Origin of the sequence: Acetobacter conturbans, assembly GCF_011516755.1 — a bacterium.
Lineage (GTDB): Bacteria > Pseudomonadota > Alphaproteobacteria > Acetobacterales > Acetobacteraceae > Acetobacter > Acetobacter conturbans.
This window is the reverse complement of the sequence record NZ_WOSY01000015.1, coordinates 40,828-55,433: the sequence shown is the minus strand read 5'-3', so window position 1 is coordinate 55,433 and position 14,606 is coordinate 40,828. Positions and strand designations below refer to the sequence as shown.

Annotated in this window: 14 protein-coding genes and 1 other RNA gene; 9 read left to right on the top strand and 6 right to left on the bottom strand. The window is 59.2% G+C overall.

Annotated features, from left to right (window positions below; translation table 11 throughout):
• The first annotated feature begins 162 nt into the window (after positions 1 to 162).
• The 4 genes from GOB81_RS13690 to hpnK all read left to right on the top strand — a co-directional run bounded on the left by GOB81_RS13690 (position 163) and on the right by hpnK (position 4,517).
• A complete protein-coding gene (locus tag GOB81_RS13690; protein WP_173570988.1) occupies positions 163 to 789 on the top strand; it encodes an ABC transporter substrate-binding protein in 627 nt (208 codons plus the stop codon).
• An 89-nt stretch (positions 790 to 878) separates the two neighbouring features.
• On the top strand, positions 879 to 2,072 hold the full coding sequence (hpnI, locus tag GOB81_RS13685) for a bacteriohopanetetrol glucosamine biosynthesis glycosyltransferase HpnI (protein WP_173570987.1): 1,194 nt from the start codon (positions 879 to 881) through the stop codon (positions 2,070 to 2,072).
• A gap of 161 nt (positions 2,073 to 2,233) precedes the next feature.
• On the top strand, positions 2,234 to 3,658 hold the full coding sequence (gene hpnJ, locus GOB81_RS13680; protein ID WP_173570986.1) for a hopanoid biosynthesis associated radical SAM protein HpnJ: 1,425 nt from the start codon (positions 2,234 to 2,236) through the stop codon (positions 3,656 to 3,658).
• 10 nt (positions 3,659 to 3,668) lie between these two features.
• Positions 3,669 to 4,517: a hopanoid biosynthesis-associated protein HpnK gene (gene hpnK, locus GOB81_RS13675; protein WP_173570985.1), complete on the top strand. Its 849-nt coding sequence runs from the start codon at positions 3,669 to 3,671 to the stop codon at positions 4,515 to 4,517.
• 6 nt (positions 4,518 to 4,523) lie between these two features.
• Here hpnK and GOB81_RS13670 read toward each other — a convergent pair whose 3' ends face one another.
• A complete protein-coding gene (locus GOB81_RS13670; RefSeq protein WP_173570984.1) occupies positions 4,524 to 5,621 on the bottom strand; it encodes a cysteine desulfurase family protein in 1,098 nt (365 codons plus the stop codon).
• Between the two features lie 576 nt (positions 5,622 to 6,197).
• Here GOB81_RS13670 and GOB81_RS13665 point away from each other — a divergent pair.
• Both GOB81_RS13665 and tyrS read left to right on the top strand, forming a co-directional pair.
• The gene (locus tag GOB81_RS13665; RefSeq protein ID WP_173570983.1) at positions 6,198 to 6,863 is read left to right on the top strand and encodes an alpha/beta hydrolase; all 666 of its coding nucleotides are present in this window, start codon (positions 6,198 to 6,200) and stop codon (positions 6,861 to 6,863) included.
• Positions 6,864 to 7,018: 155 nt separating this feature from the next.
• Positions 7,019 to 8,290, top strand: coding sequence for a tyrosine--tRNA ligase (gene tyrS, locus GOB81_RS13660; RefSeq protein ID WP_173570982.1), 1,272 nt, complete (start codon positions 7,019 to 7,021; stop codon positions 8,288 to 8,290).
• A 48-nt stretch (positions 8,291 to 8,338) separates the two neighbouring features.
• On the opposite strand, the gene GOB81_RS13655 is transcribed toward tyrS, so the two are convergent.
• The 4 genes from GOB81_RS13655 to ssrA form a co-directional block, all read right to left on the bottom strand.
• Positions 8,339 to 8,731, bottom strand: a complete 393-nt coding sequence (locus GOB81_RS13655) for a VOC family protein (protein WP_173570981.1) — start codon at positions 8,729 to 8,731, stop codon at positions 8,339 to 8,341.
• A gap of 104 nt (positions 8,732 to 8,835) precedes the next feature.
• Entirely contained in the window at positions 8,836 to 10,533 is a 1,698-nt protein-coding gene (locus tag GOB81_RS13650; protein WP_173570980.1) for a fumarate hydratase, read from the bottom strand.
• A 45-nt stretch (positions 10,534 to 10,578) separates the two neighbouring features.
• The gene (locus GOB81_RS13645; RefSeq protein ID WP_173570979.1) at positions 10,579 to 11,115 is read right to left on the bottom strand and encodes an SspB family protein; all 537 of its coding nucleotides are present in this window, start codon (positions 11,113 to 11,115) and stop codon (positions 10,579 to 10,581) included.
• A 169-nt stretch (positions 11,116 to 11,284) separates the two neighbouring features.
• Positions 11,285 to 11,613, bottom strand: a transfer-messenger RNA (tmRNA) gene (gene ssrA, locus GOB81_RS13640).
• Between the two features lie 90 nt (positions 11,614 to 11,703).
• Between ssrA and GOB81_RS13635 the strand changes: the two genes are divergently transcribed.
• On the top strand, positions 11,704 to 12,717 hold the full coding sequence (locus tag GOB81_RS13635; RefSeq protein WP_173570978.1) for a DUF3592 domain-containing protein: 1,014 nt from the start codon (positions 11,704 to 11,706) through the stop codon (positions 12,715 to 12,717).
• Here GOB81_RS13635 and GOB81_RS13630 read toward each other — a convergent pair.
• Entirely contained in the window at positions 12,613 to 13,266 is a 654-nt protein-coding gene (locus tag GOB81_RS13630) for a CPBP family intramembrane glutamic endopeptidase (RefSeq protein ID WP_173570977.1), read from the bottom strand. The two genes, GOB81_RS13635 and GOB81_RS13630, sit on opposite strands and share 105 nt — an antisense overlap.
• 172 nt (positions 13,267 to 13,438) lie before the next feature.
• Here GOB81_RS13630 and thyX point away from each other — a divergent pair, with 172 nt between their 5' ends.
• Positions 13,439 to 14,353: an FAD-dependent thymidylate synthase gene (gene thyX, locus GOB81_RS13625; RefSeq protein ID WP_173570976.1), complete on the top strand. Its 915-nt coding sequence runs from the start codon at positions 13,439 to 13,441 to the stop codon at positions 14,351 to 14,353.
• Positions 14,340 to 14,579, top strand: coding sequence for a hypothetical protein (locus GOB81_RS13620; RefSeq protein ID WP_173570975.1), 240 nt, complete (start codon positions 14,340 to 14,342; stop codon positions 14,577 to 14,579). Before thyX ends, GOB81_RS13620 begins: the two co-directional genes overlap by 14 nt.
• Positions 14,580 to 14,606 lie beyond the last annotated feature (27 nt).

The window sequence follows — 14,606 nt, the reverse complement described above, 5'->3', positions numbered from 1 at the left end:
CACAATGACGCTCCCGGACATGTTCATCGACCACAACAGCCAGTTCGAGCAATACAACATCGCACAACTCAACGCGCCACAAATCGTCAAAACCGCCCTTAACGCTGTCGGAATCGGGCAGGAGCGGACGTCTGCGAAAATGGCCTCAGGAGCGTAAGAAACATGATCAAATTCCGTCTCTCGACTTTATCCGCTTTCGCGTTCGGCGCCGCACTCTCCTTTTCTGGCGTCGCCGCCCATGCTCAGACAGCCGTCACCACCCCCATTCAGGCACTGGATCAGGCGCTCGATTCGATTCAGCAGGAAGGCTCGGGAAATTTCACCCAGCGTTCCGCGAAACTCACGCCGGTTGTCGATCAGGCCTACGATCTGGAAACTGTCCTGCGCTCATCGGTCGGCGCATCCCGCTACATGCAGTTGTCTGCTGACGAGAAACAGCAACTTCTATCAGTTTTCCGGGAATATACGGTTGCCCGTTACCTTTCGAGTTTCAAGCGCGGGGCCGGGGCCAAATTCACCCTTTCTTCCGATGTCCGTCCCTCCCCTGTCGGTTCCGATCAGATCGTAACGACGCATATCGGCTCTGATGAAAATATGCCCGGCACGGAAATCGATTATGTCATGCGGCAGGAAAACGGCAGCTGGAAGATTGTCGATGTGCTTCTGGAAGGGCATATCAGTCAGGCAGCTGCTCAGCGTTCGGATTTTGGCTCCACGCTGTCGTCTGGTGGCGTGAATGGCCTCATTGCCGTTCTGAACAAAAAAGTGAAGACCTTCGCTGAGGACTGAGATCCAATGCTTTCGCGGCTGCCTTTTCATCCTCTTGCGTCGGATATGCCGCTGCTTGCGTTTCCGATGACACTAACCCGGCAGTCCTGATGGCTCTTTTCCACGATCTCGCTCTGGCCTGTGATGTGCTTGGCATCGCAGGATGCGTGCAGGGGGCGCTGGGGGCAGTTCTTGTAACGTGTTTCCGGGCCCATGAACGCCAGCAGCCCGTTACCCCCTCGCCATTACCGCCCGTCACGATTCTGAAGCCTCTCCACGGGGATGAACCGTTACTGGAGGAAGCTCTCGAAAGCTTCTTCACGCAGGACTACCCTGCGGCTTTCCAGATCGTTTTTGGCGTCCAGCGCGCCAATGATCCCGCCATCGCGCTGGTCGAACAGTTGCGCGCCCGTCACCCGGCCATCGAGACGTCCCTTGTGGTGAACGGCGCACAGCATGGCGACAACAGGAAGGTTGGAAATCTCATCAACATGCTGCCCCAGGCGCAGCATGAGATTCTGATCATTTCCGATTCAGACATCCATGTCGGCCCGGACTACCTGCGTCAGGTCGTGGCCGCGCTGGTGCCTGCGAATGTTGGGTTGGTGACGACCATTTACGCGGGCCTTCCCGCCAGCAACCTTCTCCCACGCCTGTTCTCGGCCTGCCAGATCAACCATAATTTCCTGCCCGGCGTGCTTCTGTCGCGTTACCTCGGGCGACAGGACTGTCTCGGTGCTACCATGGCCCTGTCCCGCACCACGCTGGAACGGGTGGGTGGATTTGAGGCGCTGGTCTCGCATGTGGCGGATGATGCCGTTCTCGGTCACCTCATACGCGCTGAAGGCAAGGACATCGCCATCGCCGGATGCATGACGTGGACGACCATCGCTGAAGCGACATTCTCCGAGTTGCTGAGCCATGAACTGCGGTGGGGACGGACAGTACGGGCTCTTGCTCCCGCCGGTTATATGGCGTCGTGCATCCAGTTGCCGCTTTTCTGGCTCTCTCTGACCGTGCTGCTCCAGCCGCATGTCGAATGGCCCGTGATGGTTTTTCTCTGGGGCTGGGTGTTCCGGGCGCTGTGCGCATTCACGGTGGACAGGGCACTCGGACTGCGGTCTCTGCTGCCCTTGCTGCTCCTGCCTTTCCGGGACTGGCTATCAGCGGGAATCATGGTCGGCAGCATGACAGGATCGCGGGTCGCATGGCGGGGACATACGATGCATGTCTCGGCGCATCCCGTGGTAGCCTCTTCCGTTCCGCCCAATCGCACACCACTTTCTCCGGGTGACAACCAGTGAAAATGCACCGCCTCCAATGAACGCCAGCATGACAGCCATACGTGGCGTCATGTCGTTCTGTTGCCCAGGTGTTGCAACCTAACACTTGCCAGCCGCCGCCGCTGGCGATACCCGTTTGCAACTTTTTATTTCGGCGAATGCCCAACTAAGGATTTCGCGCCATGCTGAAGACCCTGTTTTTACAGCCGCCCACTTTTGACGGGTTCGACGGGGGTGCCGGCTCCCGTTATCAGGCCAAGCGCGAGATCAAATCCTTCTGGTATCCAACATGGCTCGCCCAGCCGGCCGCGCTTGTCGAAGGCAGCCGTCTGATTGATGCGCCTCCCGCGAACATGGGAATGGAGCCGATTCTTGAGGACGTGAAAAACCGCGACCTCGTGATCATCCACACCTCCACGCCGTCCTTTACGAAGGATGTGGAAGTGGCGCAGATGATCAAGGACGTGAATCCGAAGATCAAGATCGGTTTCGTCGGCGCCAAGGTCGCGGTGCAGCCGGAAGAGAGCCTGCTCAAGGCACCTGTCGTCGATTTCGTGGCTCGCAACGAGTTCGACTTCACGATCAAGGAAATCGCCGAGGGACGCGAGTTCAAGGACGTGGACGGCATCAGCTATCGCAACAGCGAAGGCGAGATCGTCAATAACCGCGACCGTGCCATGATCGAGAACATGGACAGCCTGCCGTTCGTGACGGAGGTCTACAAGCGCGACCTCCGGATCGAAGACTATTTCATCGGCTACCTGATGCACCCGTATATCTCGATCTACACGGGTCGCGGATGTAAGTCGCGCTGCACATTCTGCCTGTGGCCGCAGACAGTCGGTGGCCATCATTACCGCACGCGCAGCCCGCAGCATGTCGCCGCCGAGATCCGTCTGGCGATGCAGTATTTCCCGCAGGTGAAAGAATTCTTCTTCGACGACGACACTTTCACAGACGATCTGCCGCGCGCGGAGGCTATTGCCAGAGAACTGGGCAAGTTGGGTGTGACATGGTCCTGCAACGCCAAGGCCAATGTTCCCCGCAAGACACTTGAGATTCTGAAGGACAACGGCCTGCGTCTGCTGCTCGTAGGTTACGAGAGCGGCAACCAGCAGATCCTTCACAACATCAAGAAGGGCATGCTCGTCGAAGTGGCTCGGGAGTTCACCAAGAACTGCCATGAGCTGGGCATCAAGATCCACGGTACCTTCATTCTCGGCCTGCCGGGCGAGACGAGGGAGACCATTCAGGAAACCATCAAGTTCGCCAAGGACATCAACCCGCACACGCTGCAGGTGTCCCTCGCCGCTCCTTATCCGGGCACGGCCCTGCACAAGCAGGCGATCGAGAACGGCTGGTTCGATGAATCTCATGCCGACCTGATCGACGAGAACGGCGTGCAGATGGCCCCGCTGCACTACCCGCACCTGTCGCATACGGAAATCTTCAACGGCGTGGAGGAGTTCTACAAGAAGTTCTACTTCCGCGCTCCGAAGATCGCCTCCATCGTCAGCGAGATGGTGCGCAGCCCGCAGATGATGAAGCGTCGTCTGCGCGAGGGTGTGGAGTTCTTCCACTTCCTGCGCGACCGTAACGCGGCCTGATCTGACTGCCATGCGGCGCGCGATCATTTCCTCTGATGATTTCGGCATGTCTGTCGAAGCCAACGAGGCGATAGAGATCGCGCACCGCGACGGCGTCCTCTCCACGGCCAGCCTGATGGTGGCAGGCCCGGCGGTCGAGGACGCGATCGAACGCGCCAGACGGATTCCGACCCTGCATGTCGGACTGCATCTGGTCGTGATCGAAGGACCGTGCGTCCTTCCCCCTAGCGAAATTCCGCTACTGGTGTCTCCGGACGGGCAATTCCCGTCCGATCAGCTCAGGCTCGGCATCAACTACTTCTTCAGCCCCGCTGTCCGGCGTCAGCTTGCGGCGGAGATCGAAGCGCAGTTCGCGGCTTTTGCCCGGACGGGTCTCACGCTCGACCACGCCAACGCCCACAAGCACATGCATCTGCACCCGACTGTGGGGAAGATGATGATCGCAACCGGCAAGCGCTACGGTCTGCGTGCCGTGCGCGTACCGCTGGAGCCACCCGAGCCCCTGATGGCGGCAGGCACTTACACCGACACCCTAGGTGCCGCTGCCCTGCGGCGATGGACGAAGCTGCTCCGCTGGCAGATCCGCTCCGCCGGCATGGTTACGAACGACTGGTGTTTCGGCATTGAGTGGAGTGGGCACATGACGGCGGACAGAGTGGCGGCTCTGGCGGCCCATCTGCCGGACGGCGTCTCGGAGATCTATTTTCATCCGGCGACGCAGAAGAACGCGCTCCTTCAGCACCTCATGCCGACTTATGAGCATGAGGCCGAACTGGCCGCGTTGTGCAGTCCCGGCTTTCGGATCGGGCTTGAAGACTCCCGGACGACCCTTATCGGCTGGAACGATATAACGCGCTGATCCGCGTCACTCTGCCCGCCGCCGTGCTGCCATCCGTTCATACGCCGCTATGAAACGCTCGACATGCTCCGCCTCCACGTTCCATGGCAACGAAACGCGGATTGCATTTCCAGCGAGGTCGCCCAGCCCCATCGCTTCGAGAACATGGGAACCGCCCACCTTGCCGGATGAGCAGGCTGCGCCAGCGGACACGCAAAATCCTTCCAGATCCAGCGCGATCAGTTGCGCCTGACTCTTCACGCCCGGCAAAATGAGGCAAGAGGTGTTCGCCAAACGGTGGGCATCATCTCCGCCCACCGTCGTTCCGCACCTTATAGCGGCGGTATTGATCCGGTCGCGTAGCCCCGTCAGGTCACTCGGATGATCGAGCGCCGCATCGAGCGCCGCTGCCAGCGCCGCAATCGCGGGAAGAGCCTGCGTGCCTCCGCGTCGCCCCCGTTCCTGCCCCCCTCCAGCCTGGAGGGGATGAAGGACAACCGGAGCATCTCCTGCCAGCACCAGAGCGCCGGCCCCTTTCATGCCGCCGAACTTGTGTCCGGAGAGAGCCAGACTGTCCGCTCCAAGCGATGGGAGATCGACTGGTAGTCTCCCCACCCCCTGCACGGCATCGACATGCAGCCACGCGCCAGCGGCGTGGCACAAAGTGGCGACCTCACCGATGGGATTGATGACGCCCGTCTCATTGTTGGCGAGCATCACGCAGACGAGCTTAGCCGCCTCCGTGTCCGCCAGCCTTTCTTCCAGTACAGCAAGGTCAATGACCCCGCTCGGCAAGACAGGCAGGAATGTAACGGAATGACCGTCGGCTGGGGCCTTGCGAACAGCATCGTGCTCGGTCGCGCTTATGAGAATATGCCGCCCTGTGCCCAGAGCCCGAACGGCGAGCGTATTAGCTTCCGTGCCGCCGGAAGTGAAGACACAATTATCGGGATGAACACCGAGCCGGGCTGACACGCGCCTGCGTGCATCGTCCAGAAGGGCGCGGGCCTGTCGGCCTGCCTTATGGGGCGACGACGGATTACCGGGAACATCCATCGCGGCGAGTGCTGCCTGTCGGGCCTCCGGTCGCAGTGGTTCCGTCGCGTTTGCATCGAGATAGATCATCGGGCGTGAGCTTTTGAATGGTGTTGGAGGCGTTGATTGCCTCCCCTTGGGGGTGTCTTTTCATAAATATACGATTTATGTGGCAAATTGCCCCCTCACCCCGCTATATGTTGCCAACGAGACACGATTCGATTGCAAGATCGATTATCGTCACGAGGCGGGAGGTGTGTTGCAGAAATGCCGCATGCCAAAGGCAAGGACAGAATGAATGGCCACGCAGACCAGTCAACAGATGTTGATAGCGACTCCGGGTCAGATCCATTGCGGTGGCCCATCAGGCCACGGCGGATGAGCATTGCACTCAGTGCATGGCACGTTTTACACGCCCGACGCAGCTTCAATGCCCAATTCTGGCTCAATAGTGGTAGTTTAAGCGTCCTTCCATCCCACGCAAGTGAAAACACGATGACACTTTCCTGAAGCGCCCAGTGTGTTCTCAGGCTCTTTGGTTTTTGTCTTTTCGAAGACGTTTTTCGAACCCGGCGGAGTGTGCGAGGCATCGCCCTCATCCGGATGAGTCCTCTAACCGGCTTCCTGTCATGCCCAGGGACGGAAGCCCGAGACTGCGGAAACATAATGCCTGAGGTTATGTTCGCCGGCCCGGATGGCCGCCTTGAAGGACGTTACCACCATTCGAACGAGCCCAATGCGCCACTGGCGCTGGTGCTCCACCCACACCCGCTTCACGGCGGGACGATGAACAACCGCATCACGTATGCGATGTATCGTGCGTTCGAGAAGATGGGTTTCTCGGTCATGCGCTACAACTCTCGTGGTGTCGGTCGCTCACAGGGGCGCTATGATGGCGGCATCGGAGAGATTTCCGATGCGGCTGCGGCTCTTGACTGGATGCAGGCCGTCAATCCAAACGCCAGTGCGCTCTGGATCGCCGGTTATTCATTCGGTGCGTTCGTGGGTATGCAACTGCTCATGCGTCGTCCGGAAATCAGCGGCTGGATCAGCGTGGCCCCTCCGGCGGCGCATTATGATTTCGGCTTTCTGGCTCCCTGTCCGTGCGGTGGTCTGATGATCGCTGGCGGCAAGGACGATCTCGCGCCGGAACCCGCCATCCACAAGCTGGTGGACAAGCTGAACACCCAGAAGAACGTGCAGGTCGATTACCGGATCTTCCCGGACGCCGATCACATCTTCGCCAAGCAGGCCGATCAGGTCGTCGAGGCCCTCGAAGACCACGTCAGCACCATGATGGCACGCCGCAGCCTTGCGCTGGCAGCCGACTGATCACGGGTGACAGGGAGGCAGAACTTACGGATATCATGTCCGTCTGCCTCCCTCTGTTTGTCGTCTCCTGATACCAGCAACTGGAAATAAGGACGTCGGTTCCGTCTCCCGTTCGGTCGTGGTAAAGCTGCGCCGCGAGATGAACAGGACCCGTGATGACCGAGCAGACCACTTCCGGTAATTTCCGCAGCACCTTCATGCGCGAGGCGCTGGACCGCGGTTTCATCTTCCAGTGCACGGATGCAGAGGCACTGGATACCGCCATGCTGGCTGGCCCGGTGACCGGATATATCGGGTTCGATCCGACCGCTGACAGTCTGCATGTCGGCTCAGCCACCCAGATCATGCTGCTGCGCCTGCTTCAGAAGCATGGCCATCGCCCTGTCGCCCTGCTCGGCGGCGGCACGGCAAAAATCGGCGATCCGTCCTTCCGCGAAGAAGCCCGTTCGCTGATGACGGACGAAACGATCGCCACCAATATTGCCGGTATCGAACGCAGCCTTCGCCAGATGATGACCTTCGGTGAAGGTCCGAGCGACGCCATTCTGGCCAATAATGCTGACTGGCTGGACAAGCTGTCCTACATCGAACTGCTGCGCGAAGTGGGCGTACATTTTTCGGTCAACCGGATGCTGGCCTTCGATTCCGTCCGCTCCCGTCTCGAACGTGAGCAGGGCCTGACCTTCCTCGAATTCAACTACTCCATCCTCCAATCCTACGATTTCCGTGAACTGAACCGACGCTATGGCGTGACGCTCCAGATGGGCGGGTCCGACCAGTGGGGCAACATCGTCTCGGGCATCGACCTTGTCCGGCGCACGGACAGCAAGCAGGTCTTCGGCCTCACGGCACCACTGCTGACGACGGCTTCCGGTGGCAAAATGGGCAAGAGCGCCAAAGGCGCGGTATGGCTGTCCGCCGCCAAGCTGCCCGTCTTCGAATACTGGCAGTTCTGGCGCAACACCGAGGATGCCGATGTCGGGCGCTTTCTCAAGCTGTTCACCGATCTGTCGATCGAAGAGTGTGACCGGCTTGGCGCACTGGAAGGCGCTGAAATCAACGAGGCGAAAAAAATTCTCGCAACTGAAGCGACAGCGCTCTGCCACGGCCGTGCTGCTGCCGAGGAAGCCGCAGAGGCTGCCCACAAAGTGTTCGAGACCGGCACGACCACCGCAGCACTTCCGACACGTGCACTTCCCCGCTCCGATCTGGAAGCAGGGATTCCGGCTTTTCGCCTCTTTGCGGACGCCGGACTGGCCGCCAGTAATGGCGAGGCCCGTCGTCTGATCCGTGGTGGCGGCGCGCGGGTGAATGACGTGCAGGTCAAGGATGAAGGTCTGATCGTATCGCTGGCTGATGCCGTGGATGGCGCGATCAAGCTGTCATCAGGAAAGAAGCACCACGTTCTGGTGCGGGCCGCGGAATAAGAAAACAGGCAGCGGACATCCCGCTGCCTGAAAAAGGTCTTCCGGCGCTCAGCCCTGATAGGAAGCGATCTCGATCAGGTTCTGGTCGGGATCGTGGCAGTAAACCGATGTCACCGGTCCCAGTGCGCCAAGACGCGCGACCGGTCCTTCCACCACTTTCACACCACATCCACTGAGATGTTCGATCACATCGTCACTGGCCACGGCCGTGATGAAACAGAGATCACAGGAACCGCAGGTCGCGAACTCGGCGGTGTCCCAGCCATCCTTGCCTTCAGGGCGCAGGTTGATCTTCTGACCGCCGAACTTCAGTGCCGTGCGGTTATGCCGACCATACTCCTCACGTTCCATGCCCAGCACACGCTGATACCACGAAGCCGAAACCTCGATATCGCGAACGGTAAGAACAACGTGATCCAGTCGGTCGACAGTGAAGCGCATGGGACAAGAACCTTACTCTGGGAGCTTATTCGCTTTTCCTGCCGCCTATTGAAAGCCGTCACCGGAGGAAAGCAAGCCCTCCCTCCCCCGGCACCTGCCTTTCGTCAGCCAGTCAGGCCCGCGTAGAAGTCGTTGCCCTTGTCATCAATGACGATGAACGCCGGAAAATTCTCGACCTCGATCTTCCACACCGCTTCCATGCCCAGCTCCGGATATTCCAGCACTTCGACCTTGCGGATGCAGTCCTTGGCCAGACGCGCAGCCGGACCACCGACCGAGCCGAGATAGAAGCCACCATAGGTCTGGCAGGCATCCTTCACGGCCTTGGAGCGGTTGCCCTTGGCGAGCATCACATAGGAGCCGCCAGCCTTCTGGAGTTCAGCAACGTAGGAATCCATACGTCCGGCTGTCGTGGGACCAAAGGAGCCGGTCGGCATGCCTGCGGGGGTCTTGGCCGGACCCGCATAATAGACAGGGTGATCCTTCAGATACTGCGGCAGGCCCTCGCCCTTCTCCAGACGCTCCTTGAACTTGGCGTGGGCAATATCACGCGCCACGACCACCGTCCCGGTAAGCGCCAGGCGGGTTTTGACAGGGTATTTTGACAGCTCCCTGCGGATCTCATCCATCGGACGGTTGAGGTCGATCTTGATCGCCTCGCCTTCCAGATGATCATCCGTCGTCTCGGGCAGGAAGCGGGCCGGATCGTGCTCAAGCTGTTCGAGGAACACGCCTTCCGCCGTGATCTTCGCCTTGGCCTGACGGTCCGCCGAGCAGGACACGCCGATCCCCACCGGAAAGGACGCACCGTGGCGCGGCAGGCGGATGACGCGGACATCGTGGCAGAAATACTTGCCGCCGAACTGCGCACCGATCCCGAGTTTCTGCGTCAGCTTCAGGACTTCCGCTTCCATCTCACGGTCACGAAACGCCTGTCCGTTCTCGTTGCCCTTGTCAGGCAGCGAGTCGTAATAGTGCGTCGAGGCCATCTTGACGGTTTTGAGCGTCTGCTCGGCGGACATGCCGCCCAGCACGATGGCGAGGTGATAAGGCGGGCAGGCCGAGGTGCCGAGCGTCCGGATCTTGGTCTCCAGCCACTTCAGCAACGTGTCCTTGTTGAAGATCAGCGCCCGCGTTTCCTGAAACAAGAACGTCTTGTTGGCTGAACCACCACCCTTGGCAACGAACAGAAGGTCGTATTCCTCGGGATGATAATTACCAGGATTGGCAGCAACATCGACCTGCACCGGCAGATTGGTGCCTGTGTTTTTCTCGTCGAAGATCGTCAGCGGCGCCATCTGCGAGTAACGCAGCGCCGTGGTCGTGTAGGTCTTGTAGACACCTCGTGCGAACGCCTCGTCGTCGTTGCCATCGACCCAGACGCGCTGGCCTTTCTTGCCGACAACGATGGCCGTTCCTGTGTCCTGACACATCGGCAACGCACCACCAGCGGCGATGCAGGCGTTTTTCAGCAGGTCGAGCGCCACGAAACGGTCGTTATCCGAGGCTTCCGGGTCCTTCAGGATATTGGCCAGCGACTGGAGGTGGTCCGGACGCAGAAGATGCGCGATGTCGTTGAAGGCTTCCGAAGCCAGCGCCGACAGGGTCTCCGGCTCGACATGCAGGACGGTCCTGCCGCCCACGTCCGAGGCAATGACACCACCTATATCGAGCTTGCGGTAAGGCGTTTCGTCCTTTCCGAGGCTGAACAGCGGCGCATAGGAAAACTCCTTGATGGCCGGCGTGCCGGAGGCGGCCTTCTGCTCCGACGCTTTCGTCACGGTGGTATCAGCAGCAGTCATCGTCTTACGGTCTCCGATGGGGCCTTCGGGCTGAGCGTTCTGGCTTCAGCTCGGTTTCGGGCCCTTTTTGCGAAAGGCATCGAGACTCACGACCGCAGCTTCCCCTGTAGAAGGCTCGCTTTCCTCCGGCTCCGCGACCACACCAACTGTTTCTGTCGGCTCTGCCGCGTCGGCCTCTTCTTCCCGCGGGTTGAAGCGCATGGAAAGCTGGATATGGGGATCAGCGAAACCGCTGAAGGCGGCCACTGGAATCGTGAGTATCGAACCGACTCCCCCAAAGGACAGGCCGACTGAGACACAGCGCTGTTCGCGGTCCACTTTCAGATCCCAGAACTGGTGCTGCAACACGATCGTCATCTCATGCGGATACTGGGCGCGCAGACGGGACGGAATGTCCACGCCCGGCCAGTCGGTCCGGAAAGACAGATAGAAATGATGACCGCCCGCAAGCCCTTCACGGCTCACATGTTCGAGCGCGCGCAGCATGACGTCGCGGTAAGCGTCTTCCATCCAGACGTCATAAGGCAGCACGCTCTCCGGCAGATCACCGCCCACCCCGTCACCATCATGGTTGTCCGTCATGGAAAAATCCCTCGTCTGCTGCCACATTACGATGCAATGGGATTACACCCATGCGTTTATCTAACGTTACATCGCGGCCATGGATGCGGCAAAGACTGCACGAAGGCAAGCCGCCGCGCATGACATCCTCTCACGGAGAGGTGAAGCATGATCTGTGGGAGAAAAGTAAGGTGGGAGAGCTTCTGTTGCCCGGTGCCCTCCCGAACCGCGCTTATCGCTTATGCAGCGACAGCGAGCACCTCTGAGTTATCGTTGGCACTTGTAATATAGCCCGATGACGGTGGTACAATACCGGGCAAAAGGAAGGTCTTTACCACGCGTGTCGAGCCTGTTTCGTCCCCACAATCCCGAACGAGCCGGGAAGGTTTATGGTGGAGACGCCGGGTACCGCCCCCGGGTCCACAACGCTTATTCTACGTTCCGTTTATCGCCATAGCCAAGGGCCGAAACCCTCCTGCACCGGTGAAGATAAGGAGACCGGTTTCTTTCCGCAAGGTCTTTCTGGAGCATATCCCTACCTCCCCCTTGGCTTACCATCGATTTACCCCCACTATTTTTCATTCACCCCCATAGGAAATGCACGGGATCATGACTGCCGGCGGCTTTCAGAGGCAGATTAATGGTGGGGTGAGGCTCTTCAGTCATTTTTTCGGACCGAAACACAAGCCTGATCCCGGGCGCCTGACGGCACTTTCATGGAGCAGCCCGAACGAACTCAATGGCCCGCGCCCGCGCAACGTAGTCAGCCGACGGGTTAACAAAGATGCAGGGTGGGCTTTAGGTGCCATGCTTTTGGTGGGGTTGATACCCATCGCTGGCTTACTCTGCGGTGAATATTTTTCGCTCAATCATTGGCAAAAAAGCGCGAAAACAGCGACTGGCCGGGTAGAACACGCGCAACTCGTTAGCGACCGCGGACATAGAAGATGCCTGTTAAACTACGTGTTCTCCACGGTGGATGGAAAAACCGTTCATGGCAAACAAAGTCAGAGCCTGACATCCACCTGCCGCGAAAGAGTGGGGGAAGCTGTCATAATCATATATTTGCCAGCAAATCCTGAAGAAAACCAACTGAACTTCGATATCGCGCACCGGAAAACTCAGTTTATTGAGGTCCTTGCCTCTCTGATCGGCATCTCTGGTTTTGTGACAGCTGGCAGCCTGTACCTCACCATTTTGATGTGGCGAAAGGAAAGGAAGCTCCTCGCATGGGGCAATGCGACAGCCGGGCTTGTGACCTACTCCCGTATCGTCTGGAAAAACAAAGCACGCCATTTGAAGATCTGGTGCGCGTATGCCGATCAGGATGGACGGGTCAGAATGATTCGACCCACATTCCCATTGATCAACTTACCCGATCAGGGAAATGATACTCTACGGAAACTACGGCAAAACGCCACGGTCATTTATGACCCGGAAAAACCGCGTTCAGCTCTTCTCTATCCCTCGGAAATGTTCAAGATCAGTCTGCGTCTTCCTCCGGCCCACGCTCCCCGTTCAGTGCCCATGCCAGGCAGCCCCCGTATAGAAAAACCGCCCCAGCCCCAGGGTAAACACGAGGCAGCCATAAAGACTGTGTTCCACACAGGCCAGGAAGAGTGATCGATGCCGCGCGTAATCCCGTGCGAACAGAAAACCACCGATAAGCGTCATGCCCACGGCGACCCCGTTAAGGAAAATGACATGGGCAAACCCAAAGCTGACAGCGCTCGCCAGCACCAGAGCCGACCGTGAACGAAATAGCGGTGCGTAACGGGTGAACAGAAAACGGCGATAAAGCATTTCCTGCGGCCACACCGACAGCAGCGGGTAAAGAACCATGATGATGAGCCAGAAAAGGGGCCGCTGGCGAGGGAGTTGCAGGAAAGTCTGCGGCCATATCACCCATGTCAGCACCGTGATCATCGGCGCTAGCACAAGGAAGCGAAGCGCAATCTCCCTGAGCTCCCGTTTCCTGTCGTGCGGCTCGGGCTTCTGTTGCTTCCCCACCAGCCAGATGAGCAGAGCCGCACCCCATAGCAAACCGAACAGAACGCCTGCCTTGTGGAACGCGAGCACGAGCAGGGGGCCGCAGACAAAGACAAGCAGGAACTCGGCGAAAAGCCGCATGGAGCGCACGGGCGGAACCCCGCCAGAAGAAAAAGAAGCCATTCCGTCTTTATAGGGGAAAAGGCACCCCCTCCTTCCTTCGTTTCGCACTCATTCGTATCGTCCGCGTGCCGAGGCCGTTCCATGCCGTGCTCGCCCTGTGCTAGACGACACGCCAAGCCATTGCGGACCTTGCGGCCGCCATTTCAGTTTCAGACACAAGGCCAGATTGACCATGCCCCTGACCGACGCGCAGCGCACCGAAATCGAAGAGCATGGCCAGACGACGACCGAGACCAGACGCCCGACCGTTCCGGCACTGGAAGAGATTCTCTTCAAGGCCTACCCGGTTCTGGACCACGGCTTCGTCCGTGTGATCGATTATATGGGCGATGACGCGGCCATCGTGCAGGCGGCGCGCGTGTCCTACGGCCGTGGCACCCGGAAGGTGTCGGAAGACACCGGCCTGATCCGCTATCTGATGCGACACCGCCATTCGACCCCGTTCGAAATGTGCGAGATCAAACTTCACATCAAGCTGCCGATCTTCATCGCCCGCCAGTGGATTCGCCACCGCACGGCCAACGTGAACGAATATTCCGCCCGCTATTCCATCCTCGACCGGGAGTTCTATCTGCCCGCGCCGGAACATATGGCGGCGCAGAGCGCGAGCAACCGGCAAGGACGCGGCGATGTTCTGGACGCCGAGAATTCCGCGAAGGTGCTGAACCTGCTGCGCGATGATGCCATCCGCTGCTACGACACCTACGAAAACCTGCTGGACACGGATAACGGCCCCGGGCTGGCGCGCGAACTGGCGCGGATGAACCTGACGCTGAACACCTATACCCAGTGGTACTGGAAGGTCGATCTGCACAACCTGATGCATTTCCTGTCCCTGCGCATCGACCCGCACGCGCAGTATGAAATCCGCGTCTACGCCCAGATCATGCTGGATATCATGCAGGCATGGGTGCCGATCGCAGCCGAGGCGTTCAAGGAATATCGCGTCGGCGCCGTCACGTTTTCCGCCACGATGATCTCGCTTCTGCGCCGGATGCTGGCGGGCGAGACCATCACGCAGGAAAGCTCCGGTCTGTCACGCCGGGAGTGGGACGAGTTCCAGTCGGTGCTGCATGGACAAGCCTGAATCGATTTTCAGCCAGCCGAATGAAGTAGGGGGGGCAAAACGTCCTCCCATGAAGGAACCGTCCTTCGTGCCTTATATCGCGGCAGCGGCGCTGCTTGTGGTGATCTGGGCAACAGTGACGTTCGTTCTGCCGGGCTCGGAGAAGGATATTCCTGCATCCACGTTGCTAAAAAACGCGCTCCAGCACTGGTCAGCCGAGTCATCATCGCAGCCCGGAAAATCCTGACTTTTCCGAGGAAACTCTGGCCCATAT

Bases quoted from the DNA above. Each gene is read 5' to 3' on its own strand.
- GOB81_RS13665 (WP_173570983.1), top strand. From the start codon at position 6,198: ATGCCTGAGGTTATGTTCGCCGGCCCGGATGGCCGCCTTGAAGGACGT.
- GOB81_RS13630 (WP_173570977.1), bottom strand. From the start codon at position 13,266: ATGGCTTCTTTTTCTTCTGGCGGGGTTCCGCCCGTGCGCTCCATGCGG.
- GOB81_RS13635 (WP_173570978.1), top strand. From the start codon at position 11,704: ATGACTGCCGGCGGCTTTCAGAGGCAGATTAATGGTGGGGTGAGGCTC.
- hpnK (WP_173570985.1), top strand. From the start codon at position 3,669: ATGCGGCGCGCGATCATTTCCTCTGATGATTTCGGCATGTCTGTCGAA.
- hpnI (WP_173570987.1), top strand. From the start codon at position 879: ATGGCTCTTTTCCACGATCTCGCTCTGGCCTGTGATGTGCTTGGCATC.
- GOB81_RS13690 (WP_173570988.1), top strand. From the start codon at position 163: ATGATCAAATTCCGTCTCTCGACTTTATCCGCTTTCGCGTTCGGCGCC.
- GOB81_RS13650 (WP_173570980.1), bottom strand. From the start codon at position 10,533: ATGACTGCTGCTGATACCACCGTGACGAAAGCGTCGGAGCAGAAGGCC.
- GOB81_RS13645 (WP_173570979.1), bottom strand. From the start codon at position 11,115: ATGACGGACAACCATGATGGTGACGGGGTGGGCGGTGATCTGCCGGAG.
- GOB81_RS13670 (WP_173570984.1), bottom strand. From the start codon at position 5,621: ATGATCTATCTCGATGCAAACGCGACGGAACCACTGCGACCGGAGGCC.
- GOB81_RS13655 (WP_173570981.1), bottom strand. From the start codon at position 8,731: ATGCGCTTCACTGTCGACCGACTGGATCACGTTGTTCTTACCGTTCGC.
- hpnJ (WP_173570986.1), top strand. From the start codon at position 2,234: ATGCTGAAGACCCTGTTTTTACAGCCGCCCACTTTTGACGGGTTCGAC.
- GOB81_RS13620 (WP_173570975.1), top strand. From the start codon at position 14,340: ATGGACAAGCCTGAATCGATTTTCAGCCAGCCGAATGAAGTAGGGGGG.
- thyX (WP_173570976.1), top strand. From the start codon at position 13,439: ATGCCCCTGACCGACGCGCAGCGCACCGAAATCGAAGAGCATGGCCAG.
- tyrS (WP_173570982.1), top strand. From the start codon at position 7,019: ATGACCGAGCAGACCACTTCCGGTAATTTCCGCAGCACCTTCATGCGC.